This window comes from Pseudomonas sp. Sample_11 (assembly GCF_004307505.1).
Taxonomy (GTDB): Bacteria; Pseudomonadota; Gammaproteobacteria; order Pseudomonadales; family Pseudomonadaceae; genus Aquipseudomonas; species Aquipseudomonas atacamensis.
This window is the reverse complement of record NZ_RCOD01000040.1, coordinates 13,645-25,977: the sequence shown is the minus strand read 5'-3', so window position 1 is coordinate 25,977 and position 12,333 is coordinate 13,645. Positions and strand designations below refer to the sequence as shown.

The 12,333-nt window shown below is 56.8% G+C and carries 7 protein-coding genes; 4 read left to right on the top strand and 3 right to left on the bottom strand.

Annotation, left to right across the window (positions count from 1 at the left end):
- The first annotated feature begins 31 nt into the window (after nt 1-31).
- Nucleotides 32-1,246 carry an amino acid deaminase gene (locus D8U60_RS10305; RefSeq protein ID WP_130900062.1) on the top strand — a complete coding sequence of 405 codons (1,215 nt, stop codon included), beginning with the start codon at nt 32-34 and terminating at the stop codon, nt 1,244-1,246.
- 134 nt (nt 1,247-1,380) lie between these two features.
- Nucleotides 1,381-2,304, top strand: coding sequence for a sugar kinase (locus D8U60_RS10300; protein ID WP_130900061.1), 924 nt, complete (start codon nt 1,381-1,383; stop codon nt 2,302-2,304).
- Nucleotides 2,305-2,420: 116 nt separating this feature from the next.
- Here the strand turns inward: D8U60_RS10300 and D8U60_RS10295 are convergent, their stop codons facing one another.
- Complete coding sequence (locus D8U60_RS10295) at nt 2,421-2,696, bottom strand: peptidylprolyl isomerase (protein WP_007912322.1); 276 nt, start codon at nt 2,694-2,696, stop codon at nt 2,421-2,423.
- Between the two features lie 40 nt (nt 2,697-2,736).
- Nucleotides 2,737-5,286, bottom strand: coding sequence for a PAS domain-containing protein (locus D8U60_RS10290; protein WP_122699210.1), 2,550 nt, complete (start codon nt 5,284-5,286; stop codon nt 2,737-2,739).
- 109 nt (nt 5,287-5,395) lie between these two features.
- Between D8U60_RS10290 and D8U60_RS10285 the strand changes: the two genes are divergently transcribed.
- Nucleotides 5,396-6,505: a PilT/PilU family type 4a pilus ATPase gene (locus D8U60_RS10285; RefSeq protein ID WP_130900060.1), complete on the top strand. Its 1,110-nt coding sequence runs from the start codon at nt 5,396-5,398 to the stop codon at nt 6,503-6,505.
- Nucleotides 6,506-6,647: 142 nt separating this feature from the next.
- A complete protein-coding gene (locus D8U60_RS10280) occupies nt 6,648-10,337 on the top strand; it encodes a hypothetical protein (RefSeq protein ID WP_153188789.1) in 3,690 nt (1,229 codons plus the stop codon).
- A gap of 18 nt (nt 10,338-10,355) precedes the next feature.
- On the opposite strand, the gene D8U60_RS10275 is transcribed toward D8U60_RS10280, so the two are convergent.
- Nucleotides 10,356-12,329 carry an acetoacetate--CoA ligase gene (locus D8U60_RS10275; RefSeq protein WP_130900058.1) on the bottom strand — a complete coding sequence of 658 codons (1,974 nt, stop codon included), beginning with the start codon at nt 12,327-12,329 and terminating at the stop codon, nt 10,356-10,358.
- Between the last annotated feature and the right edge of the window lie 4 nt (nt 12,330-12,333).

The following is a 12,333-nucleotide window of genomic DNA, read 5'->3' as shown; positions in this document are numbered from 1 at the left end:
TGCCTGCGGCCGCGCCTGTGAGGATTGGACCATGACCACTGCCATCAACTCTGCCGTAGAAAAAGGCGACGCCGCCATCGGTGCGCAATTGACCCGCGACGTCAGCCTGCCGGCGCTGGTGCTGCACCGCGAGGCGCTGGAGCACAATATTCGCTGGATGCAGAAATTTGTCAGCGACAGCGGCGCCGAACTGGCGCCCCACGGCAAAACCAGCATGACCCCGGCACTGTTCAAACGACAGCTCGACGCCGGCGCCTGGGGAATCACCCTCGCCAGCGCCACCCAGACCTGCGCGGCTTATGCCCACGGCGTGCGTCGCGTGTTGATGGCCAACCAGTTGGTCGGTACGCCGAACATGGCGTTGATTGCCGATCTGCTCGCTGATCCGGCGTTCGATTTCCATTGCATGGTCGACCACCCCGACAACGTCGCCGACCTCGGGAGTTACTTCGCTTCGCGGGGAGTGAAGCTCAACGTGATGATCGAATACGGCGTGGTCGGCGGCCGTTGCGGTTGCCGCAGCGAGCAGGAAGTCATAGAGCTGGCCAAGGCCATCGATGCGCAACCGGCACTGGCCCTGACCGGTATTGAAGGTTACGAAGGCGTGATTCATGGCGATCATGCGGTCAGTGGCATTCGCGAATTCGCCGCGTCGCTGGTTCGTCTCGCGGTGCAGCTACAGGACAGCGGCGCCTTTGCCATCGCCAGACCGATCATCACTGCGTCGGGTTCGGCCTGGTACGACCTGATCGCCGAATCTTTCGAAACCCAGAACGCCGCCGGCCGCTTCCTCAGTGTGTTGCGCCCGGGCAGTTACGTGGCGCACGACCATGGCATCTACAAAGAGGCGCAGTGCTGCGTGCTCGACCGTCGCAGCGACCTGCACGAAGGCCTGCGCCCGGCGCTGGAAGTCTGGGCTCATGTGCAGTCGCTGCCGGAACCGGGTTTTGCGGTGATTGCTCTGGGCAAGCGCGACGTCGCCTTCGATGCCGGTTTGCCGGTGCCGTTGTTGCGCTACAAGGCCGGCGTGGTGCCGGCGGCGGGGGATGATGTCGGCGCGTGCAAGGTCACGGCGGTGATGGATCAGCATGCGTTCATGACCGTGGCGCCGGGTGTAGAACTGAGGGTCGGCGACATCATTTCCTTTGGTACTTCGCATCCATGCCTGACTTTTGACAAGTGGCGGGTGGGGTTGCTGGTGGATGAGCAGTTGGCGGTCATCGAGACCATGGAGACTTGTTTCTAAGGCTTGAGATTGCGTTGCGGCGGCTATTCGCGAGCAGGCTCGCTCCCACAAGATCAATGCGTTCCATTGTGGGAGCGAGCCTGCTCGCGAAGACGCCCGCTTAGCCACCACTGAACCACCCGAGATCCCACCCGATGAAAATCCTTAGCAACACCCCACGCATCGCCCTGATTGGCGAGTGCATGATCGAACTGCAACAACGCGCCGACGGCAGTCTGCAGCAAAGCTTCGGTGGCGATACCCTCAACACGGCGGTGTACCTGTCCCGTGCGCTGGGCCAAAAGGCGCAAGTCGACTACGTCACCGCGTTGGGCGATGACAGTTTCAGTGACGCTATGTGCCAGATCTGGCGCAGCGAAGGCATCGGCCTCGATCTGGTGCAGCGCCTGCCCGGTCGGCTGCCCGGTCTGTACTGCATCCAGACCGACGCCAACGGCGAGCGGCGTTTCCTGTACTGGCGCAACGAAGCGGCGGTACGCGATTGCTTCACCACCCCTGCGGCCGAGCCGATCCTCGCGGCGTTGCCGCACTACGACGTGCTGTATTTCAGTGGGATCACCCTCGCCGTACTCGGAATGCAAGGCCGCGCCCGACTGATCAAGGCCCTGATTGAAGCCAGACAGCGCGGCGCACGCATCGTTTTCGACAACAACTACCGCCCGCGCCTGTGGGCGTCGGTGGAAGAGGCGCGCGCGGCATATCGCAGCGTCTTGCCATATGTCGATCTGGCGTTGCTGACGGTGGATGACGAACAGGCATTGTTCGGGTTTGCCGATTGCGCTGAGGTGTTTGCCACGTACGCACAGATCGGCACGCCGGAAGTGGTGCTCAAGCGCGGCGCCGAGGCGTGCCTGATTCGTTGTCAGGGGGAGGCGTTTGAAGTGCCGGCGCAGAAGGTCGATAAGGTTGTCGACACCACGGCGGCGGGGGATTCGTTCAGTGCGGCGTACCTGGCCAGGCGCTTGCTCGGCGGCAGTCCGGCAGAGGCGGCGCAAGCGGGACATGAATTGGCCAGTCGGGTGATACAGGTGCCTGGAGCGCTGATCCCCAAAGCCTGAAATGCAACCCCTGTAGGAGCTGCCGAAGGCTGCGATCTTTTGATCTTGATCCGCAACGCCAAGGTCAAGAGATCGCAGCCTCGTTGCACTCGTCAGCTCCTACACAGGAGCACCGATCAATCCCGATAAAACACCTGCACCAGGTGATAACCAAACTTGCTTTTGATCGGCCCATGCACGGTGCGCAGCGGTTTCTTGAAAATCACCGCATCAATCGCGCCGACCATCTGCCCCGGCCGCACTTCGCCCAGGTCGCCGCCGCGTTTGCCGGACGGGCAGGTGGAAAATTTCTTCGCCAGCACATCGAACGCTTCGCCCTTGGCAATGCGCTGTTTGAGTTGTTCGGCCTCTTCGGCGGTTTTCACCAGAATGTGGCGGGCTTGGGCTTTCATCGTGCAATACCTGATAACGGGGGGACAGCGGGGCGCGCGATTATGCCTCAAGTCGCGGGGTCGGGTTGCTCAACTTGCGAATCTTGCTCGCCAGCACTTCAAGGACAAAGGGCTTGGCGACCATATCCATGCCCTCGTCAAGAAAGCCCTGACGCTCGGCAGCAATCTGCGCGTAACCGGTCATGAACAGCACTTTAAGCCCCGGACGATGCTGGCGAGCAATCTCCGCCAACTGGCGTCCGTTCATGCCCGGCAGCCCGACATCGGTAACCAGCAGATCGACGCGTTGCACGGACTCGAGCACGGGCAGGGCGTTCGTGGCATTTTCCGCTTCGAAGGTGGTGTAGCCCAGTTCCTTGAGCAGATCGAGCACCAGCATGCGCACTGCCGGATCATCCTCGACCACGATCGCGGTCTCGCCCGAAGATGAAGCGGCAATCGGTTCGGCTTTCTCCACAGACGAGGATTCGGGCGTCGGCTCAAGCAAGCGCGGCAAGTACAGACGTACACAAGTACCTTGCCCCGGCACACTGTCGAGGCTGACATGGCCGCCGGACTGCTGGGCGAAACCGTAGATCATCGACAGCCCCAGACCGGTACCCTGGCCGATCGGCTTGGTGGTAAAGAACGGATCGAACGCCTTCGAACGGATTGATGGGGTCATGCCGGTGCCGTTATCGCTGACCGCGAGCATCACGTATTCGCCGGCCTTCACCGGCTCGAGAATGGTGATGTCGCTGCTGTCGAGATACACGTTCGCGGTCTGGATCAGCAACGTGCCGCCTTCGGGCATCGCATCGCGGGCATTGATCACCAGGTTGAGCAGGGCATTTTCCAGCTGGCTGACGTCGGTACTCACCGGCCACAAATCTTCGGGCAGGCGCAGTTGCAGCTCGATGGCATCGCCCTTGGTGCGGCGGATCAGGTCTTCCAGTGAATGCACCAGTTCATTGACGTGCAGTTGCTTGCGGTCCAGCGACTGGCGCCGCGAGAAGGCCAGCAAGCGATGCGTCAGCGCGGCCGCACGGTTGGCCGACGACACGGCCGCCTCGGTGAAGCGACCAATCTCATCGGCGCGACCGTTGGCGATATAGCGCTGCATCAAGTCGAGGCTGCCGATGATGCCGGTGAGCATGTTGTTGAAGTCGTGGGCGATGCCGCCGGTGAGCTGGCCGACGGCTTCCATCTTCTGCGCGTGGCGCAAGGCGTCTTCGGCGCGCTCGCGTTCGAACATCTCGTTCTGCAAACGCTCGTTGGCCTGAGCCAGTTGCTCGGTGCGCGCGCTGACCCGCTCCTCGAGGGTCTCGTTGAGATTGCGCAGGGCTTCCTCGGTTTTCTTGCGCTCGGTTTCGTCGATGACAAAGATGTAGAAGCCATTCACTGCGCCGTCCGCGCCATGTCGCGGCAGATAATTCATGAGGGCATGACGGGTGCTGCCGTCGCGGTGCGGCGTGTAGAAACTGAAGGAGCAGGAGCGGCCGGCCAGTGCTTCGGCGATGTACGGCGCACGCAGGAAATACGCCTCTTCGCCGATGACTTCGCGGATCGTGCGCCCATACAACTCCTGCGGCGTCAGGCCGTACCAGTCCAGATACGCTGCATTGTTGAGGCGAAAACGCTCTTCGGCGTCGACGTAGCTGATCAGGATCGGCATGGCGTTGATGATCAGCTGAAGTTCGGTCTGGCTCTGACGCAGCGCCTGTTCCGTATGTTTGCGTTCGGTCAGGTCCAGCGCCGCGCCGAGAAAGCGCATCGGCCGACCATGATGATCCTTGTAGCAACGCCCGCGCGCGAACACCCAGCGCAGCGTGCCATCGGCCTGCAACAGGCGATATTCCTCGGCGTACTCGGTGCCATGGGTGATGCAGTACTTGATGCCGCGCGCGACCATGGCGCGGTCTTCGGGGTGCACCCCATGCATATATTCGCTGATCGGCAACTGCCCGGCCCTGGCCGGATCGACGCCGTGCAATTCGGCGAAGTGCGCATCGGCGATGAAACGGTCTTCGCCAATGTCCCAATCCCAGGTGCCGACGGCGTCGGTGGCGGCGAGGGCCAGTTGCAGACGCTCCTCGGACTGGCGCTGGGCCTTGAGGCTTTCTTCGGAACGGCGCTGCAATTCCAGGGCAATGCGTCGGCGCTCGTTGGTTTCGATGGCAGTGATCAAAATCCCGGCCACCTGTGCGGTCTCATCGCGAATCGGGCTGTAGGTCAGATCCAGCCAGAAATCGGTTTTTTTGCCGTCCCGCTGCACGCTGAAACGCTGCTCGCTGAAGCTGCGCACCTGACCCTGCAGCACCGCTTGGTAAATCGGCTCGGCAAAATCCCGCACCTCTGGCCAGACCTCATGCGTCGGCTGCCCGAACGCTTCGGGATGCTTGCTGCCAGCGAGCAGGGCAAAGCCATTGTTGTAGATCTGCGTGAGTTGCGGCCCCCATAACAGCAGCATCGGCATCGGCGAATGAATCACGATGTCCACCGCCGTGCGCAGGCTCTGCGGCCAGGTGCCGGCGGCGCCCAGCGGGCTGCGGCTCCAGTCGGTGCGGGCAATCAGGGCCTGAGCGTCATCGGTGGTGGATACAGCATTCATGTTTCAATCCTGAGCGTGGTTCGGTGAGACGGGGTCTATCATTGTTGCAGGAGCCGCGCCAAGCGTCGGCCAAATTTGCTCATTCAATGCTTCGCGGGTGCTTTCAGCCATGGAAATCGATGCACTGTTGTCAATATTGTCGCAAAAAAACGGCTCGGATCTGTTCCTCTCTACCGGCGCAGCGCCGAGCGCGCGCATTGATGGCGTGCTGACAGCGCTCAGCGATCAGCCATTCAAACCCGGCGAAACCGCGGCTATCGCCACCTCCCTGATGGACGCCGAGCAGCGCCGGGAGTTCGACCGGGATCTGGAAATGAACCTGGCAATCTCCCGAACGGGCGTCGGGCGGTTCCGGGTGAACATTTTCAAGCAGCGCAACGACGTTTCGATCGTGATCCGCAACGTCAAGGTCGACATCCCGCGATTCGAAGACCTGAAGCTGCCGCCGGTGCTGCTGGAAACGGTGATGCTCAAACGTGGCCTGATTCTTTTTGTCGGCGCGACCAGCTCAGGCAAGTCGACTTCACTGGCGGCACTCATCGATCACCGCAACCGTCACAGTGCCGGACACATTGTGACGATCGAAGACCCGATCGAATATATCCATCGGCACAAGCGCTCGATCATCAATCAGCGTGAAGTCGGCGTAGATACCCGAAGCTTTCATGCGGCTTTGAAGAACACTCTGCGCCAGGCTCCGGATGTTGTATTGATTGGTGAGATCCGTGACCGCGAAACCATGGAGCATGCACTGTCATTCGCTGATACCGGCCATCTTGTGTTGTCGACGCTGCATGCGACCAACGCCAATCAGGCGCTGGATCGAATCATCAATATGTTTCCCGAGGAGAAGCGCGAACAGCTTTTGCAGACATTGGGCAACAACCTCAAAGCCTGTGTTTCGCAGCGTCTGCTCCGCACTGTGGACGGCCAGCGCAGGGCGGCCGTGGAAGTGTTATTAGGTACGCCGACTGTTGCTGATGCGCTCCGTCGCAATGAGTTGGCTGAGTTGAAAAGTATCATGGAGAAATCCGAAGACTCAGGCATGCAGACATTCGATGCTGCACTTTTACAGTTAGTCCTTGCGCGTGTTATTACAGTAGAAGAAGCTTTGAAAAACGCGGATTCGATAAACAACTTACGGTTAGGCATCAAGCTTAAACTTGATTCTCCAATCAACGAAAAAGCATCGACAGGGGATTGGGGGTTGGTGGAGTAAGTTGTCGTGTCTGTAGGCGGCTGAGCGGTCAGGTGATAGATGTTTGAAATCTAGACTAATACTTGGTTAGTTGTGGTTTCGCCTGTTTTTATTAGATTTGCGATCTCGATAGCAAGTCCATGTAAATAAACAGGTCAATAAAATGAAAAATCGATGTGGTGCAGGAGCTCTTGCCAAATTGAGCGCTGCCGATAATGTGCGTTGTTCTGCCGCAGATGAATTAGAACGAATGGCACTTCTAGGCCAGATGAAAAGATTTCTTGCTGAAGCTCCGGAAGACGTTGCACGGGATATTTCAAACGACGACCAAAAGATCATCTGGCTCTCGCCTGAATCCTCTTTTGGACGTTTACAGAAACCGGCCAGCGAGATGCTTCAGGATCTGATGAGCTTACTCGGTTCTGGCACCTACAGTAGGGTTACGTCTTCGGGTGAAATTCACATATACGTTACTCATGAAGGGTGGGTGGATGTATCGGATAACGTCAAGAGTAATCCTGGCGCGAATGAGAAGTTCGAGAAGTTAGTCGCTATTGCAGCAGGTCTTGGTGGATTCGTTCACCTTGATAACGCAGTGCTGTTGTCGCAGTGGTTGCGTTTTCACGGGTTCAACGTGCCGGATGACAGAGAAAAACTAGAAAACTTGATTGGCTTTTTGGAGTGGAAGTGGCCTGAAGGAGATAATTTTGGTAATTACTGGGGGCAGATAACTGGGCTAAATGATACGTCGATCACCTTGACACCACAGCAGTGTGCAGAGATTCGCGCGGTGACGAGTAAACTTTTCCCTGCGAATGAGAATCTACTTAACACAATCTTCAGAAGCGTCAGACCGTATAACGCTACTACCGTTAATTGGGACAGCGCTAACGAGGTCGTTGCAATGCTGGTTCGTCATCCAGCATCGCAGAAAATTGCCAAGGAATACGTCATTGCACTGGACTGGTGGGGGGCAAAGGATTCCGAGGAAATCAGTAGTGACGATCTAGCTCAGGTATTGCTCACTGCAATAATTTTGCAGTTGGATTCATCCATAGGCGTTACTGGCAAGCGCAACTGCATCGGAACCTTTGATATATACGATTCGAGCACCATGGCTGATAGGCCGTTATATGCCATACGTGAAAATTTTGAGGCTTACCTTGTAGCAAAGGGCCATTCGCACTCGATTATTCCTCTCGCTTCCCACCTGCTCCTGGCTCATGTAGCGCCTTGTCTCTTGGTTAAAAATCTGCCCCAAGAGCTTTACGCTGGCTCGATCGGCTGGGTGACGTTTTGCCAGGCGGTGAGCTTTATCGAGATCAATTGTCGAGGCGTCTCTCGCTTCATGACATATGAACAAGTCATGAAGTTTGCAAGCATGGAAACGGTCAGTCCGGTATTGGGGGAGCTGCAAGGTATTACTGCGATCGACCCTATCATTGACTGGGCATTGGTGAATGAAGTCATCACTCATGAGCAGCTGAACATGTCTGCTCTTACAGCAGCTCAAGACGCTTTGAATGCGTATAAAACGCACGTGGATGATATTGTTTTGGGAGTCAAGGCATTTGGGGCGGCTCCGCCCAATCGAAAACGACTGGCGATGACTGCATTGAAGCAGGCGGTTGCTGATTTTGATGTTATTGAACAACCTCTTTTGCGTCCTGAGACTTATTCTGCAATGAGAGTGTCGATGCTTGATCTTCATATCGAAGGGTTGCTGGCGTCCGGAACATGGGATTGGAATAAAGAGCCCGGCATTTTCGATAAATATCCGCAGCTTTTGGCCTTGCCTGCCATCAAACCAGCATTCGAAGCTGAACTCGTTAGCTATCACTGCAATATTCATAAGGCGATGGCTTCAAACATAAAGCTTGCGATAGCAGGAATTCCTCGAGCCGATCGAGATGTCTTTGCCTCAAGCAAGATCACGTTTTTTACTGTACGTCCTTCGGTTGCAGAGGTTTACTATCCGTCATCGGCTAATTATAACTTGGTCGGCGCGGGTAATCAGCCACCCAAAAATATCGAAGTTCAGCTCAAGAAAGACCAGGCGGTGGGGCGGTTCGGCGTAATTATGATAGCTTCCTTCGGGAATAATCAGACTTTATGCTATGAAATGTTTACCTTGCTGGGGGAGTGCAGAAGAAACGATGAGCTAGGCAAATTGATTAGTTATACCCAAAAAATGGACATGCCTGGAAGGGTTGAATACACAGGGAAGCCCGATGATGCATTTTTCCCTTTGCCCCCCACGCATAACGTTCCAACTGATTTCGATAGTTACATTGTCGGAAAAAGGCCGTCGCCGAATGCTTCTGGGATTATGGTTATAGAGAAACTTGGCACTGTTATCGCTCCGACTTCTGCGTCGCGGGTCGTTCGTAATCATTATCAGTTTTTCGTAAATGAGCATATCGAAAATATTGCCCAATTTGTTGTGAAGAACAGACCATTGGGCAGCCTCCAGGATTTCAGGGAAGTCTTCACCGAATACACTGATAAAGAGCGTGCGGAGAACACTTATAACGAGGTGCTGGCGTATATTATTGACCTGTGTGTCCCGTTCAAGAAATGTATCGAAGACTTGGCTTCCGGAAATAGAAATCAGGTGGTTGACGGAATTTACGCGTGCACGATGGATGCTATCGGTATTTTCTTCACTGTACTGGGTGCCCCGGCTAAAATTCTGTATATCGCAGCCAAAACAGTTTCGTTGACGGCAAAAATCGGCAGCCTCGTCAGGTTTGGCATTTCTCTGACAGTCTCGACTTTCAATCCGATTGATGGATTGCCAACTGCTGGATACCAAGCGTCGAAAGCATTGTTCAAAAGCGTCATGCATTTGGGCGCGTCGGGCGCAAAAGTCGTGGAATCTGCCGTTGTCCAGATGAGCAGACTGACCGGTACGGCGCGGGAATTTCACAAGCTGGCGAATGCTACCGATGTTGGTTTCGGGAGGTGGCGCCCGCTTGGAAGCACCGCGTCTTCTTTCAATGTCTGTGCCATCAAGAAAAGCAGTGAGTGGTACGCGGCCAATCGGCTAGGTAAGCCGTGGGGAAAACGACTCGTCAATTTCGACCTGCAAGAGAAGTTTAGTCTGCCATTACTGCAGAAACCGGTTCCGGGTGTTTTTACAGCTCACATTCTCGAGCGCAGTCTGCCACTGGCCCGTTTCAAAATAGACAGCGCAATTGAAATGCTGGGCTCTCCGGCGCTGAATTTCAAAACCGACCCCGCGATTGGATTGTTTTTTGGCAGTACCGCGGCGGCGCGTGACGAATTGTCCAATCTGCTAAGCGCCATCAGGCTGGATTTCGGCGGAACGTCCGCCAGTAATTTCCTGTTGGATAGCCTGAAACTAGATGATGGCGTCATTGAGGTAAATCCATTCGATTACAGTAAATGGAAGAGCGCAGAAGCTACAGATAAAAAACGTGTTCAGTACATGACGGTCAATACACGTAACTTCAACCAGCGATTCAGCCTGACAGGTTACGGCGAAATCGCTGATGACCTCATCCACGAAATGATTCGGGTCAACCCCGCCAAGATCAGTCTGATCACTGCCGAGGGGGCGACCCGAGATGGTAAGGCAGGTTTGGATGTGGCGCCTTTACTAAACTTGGCAAAGGGACGCTTGCCCCGGTCTGAGCCTATCACTGGCGGTTTTCACGAAAGTGCTCAAGCGCTCCTCAATGCCGACTCGCTGATGCTCGTTATTGCCTTGCTCAGTTTGTTGAAAACAAACGAAGCGTTGTTTTCGCTGAATCTCAGCATCATGCGCGCAGCGATCGACGCCAGTGGAGATCAGCCCCTTACCGGTGAAGTTGTAATACAGCTGAATTGAGGCTGCGCCAGACGAAATTCAGTGTTGAATAACTTCGGTCATGGCCAGTTCGCGCCGATCCCGAAACTGCTCCAGCGCTTCGGGATTGGCCAGTGCATCGGTGTTTTTTACCGGCCTTCCATGCACGACATCACGCACCGCCAGCTCCACGACTTTGCCGCTGATGGTGCGCGGTATGTCCGTCACTTCAACAATCCGCGCCGGGACATGCCTCGGCGTGGTATTGGCGCGGATCACTTCGCGGATTCGCTGTTCGAGCCCTTGATCGAGTTCGACACCATCGCGCAGACGCACGAACAGCACGACCCGCACATCATCCTGCCACTGCTGACCGATGGCGACGCTGTCCAGTACCTCGGTGATTTTCTCGACCTGACGATAGATTTCCGCCGTGCCGATGCGCACGCCGCCCGGGTTCAATACCGCATCCGAGCGGCCATGGATGATCATCGCGCCGTGGGGCAACTGTTCGGCGTAATCACCTTGTGCCCAGACGCCGGGGAACAGACTGAAGTAGGACTGGCGGAGTTTTGAGCCGTCGGGGTCATTCCACAAGCCGATCGGCATCGCCGGGAAATGCCGTGTGCAGACCAGCTCACCTTTCTCACCGATCACCGGTTGGCCAGCGTCGTTCCACACCTCGACGGCCATGCCCAGGCTCTTGCCCATGATTTCTCCGCGACGTACCGCTGACAGCGGGTTGCCATTGACGAAGCACGAAACGATGTCGGTACCACCGGACATTGAAGCCAGGCACACATCGGTTTTGAAGTCGCGGTAAACGAAATCGTAGCTTTGCGGTGACAAAGCCGAGCCCGTGCACAGCAGGGTTTTCAAACTGCTCAAGTCATGACTTTCGCGGGGCCTGGCGCCGCTGCTTTCCAGCGTCGCGAGGAATTTCGGACTGGTGCCAAACACGCTGATGCGTTCATCGTCGATCAGGTCGAGCAGGCGCTGGTGATTCGGGTGGAACGGCGAGCCGTCGTAGAGCACCACGGCGCTGCCGACTGCGAGCGCCGAAACCAGCCAGTTCCACATCATCCAGCCGCAGGTCGTGTAGTAGAACAAGCGGTCATCGGGACCGAGGTCGCAGTGCAAACCATGTTCCTTGACGTGTTGCAGCAGCACACCGCCGGTGCTGTGGACGATGCATTTCGGCACGCCAGTGGTGCCGCTGGAGTACAGCACGTAGAGCGGATGATTGAACGGCACCGGGGTGAAAACCGGTTCGCCGCCGGGTTGATAGAAGTCTTCCCACAAGCAGACATCAGCGTGGGTTTGATAATCCTCGATGCGCGCTTGCGGACGGGCGTACGGGACGATGATCAACTGCTGCAGCGACGGCAGCTGTATCAGGATTTCGTTGAGCTTGGCGGTCTGATCCAGGATTTTTCCGGCGTATTGATAACCGGCACAGGTGAGCAGCACTTTCGGTTCGATCTGGCCAAAGCGATCGATCACGCCGTGGGTGCCGAAGTCCGGCGACGAGCAGGACCAGATCGCGCCGAGGCTGGTGGTGGCCAACATCGCCACCAGGGTTTGCCAGGTGTTGGGCATGCAAGCCGCCACGCGATCACCCCGGCCAACGCCTGTTGCGCGCAGGCTCGCCTGAAAACCGGCGACGTGTTCGGCCAGTTCGGCCCAGGTCAGTTGTTCGCGCTGGCCGTTTTCCGCCACAGCAACCACCGCCACGGCATCGTCGCGGCGGCGCAGCAGGTGTTCAGCAAAGTTCAGCGTCGCGCCCGGAAACCACTCGGCGCTGGGCATTTCTGCACCTTCACGCAAGATGGCGTCTGGCTGAGTGTGGAAGCGGATGTCGAAGAAATCGACGATCGCCTGCCAGAACGCCGGGCGCTGATCGATGCTCCATTGGTGCAGGGCAGGGAAGTCGTCGAGCTCAAGCGAATGCCGCTGATTGATTTCGCGCCGGAAAACGTCCATACGCGAACCGGCGATACGCTGGGCGTCGGGTTGCCAGAGGATGTCGGACATGGGT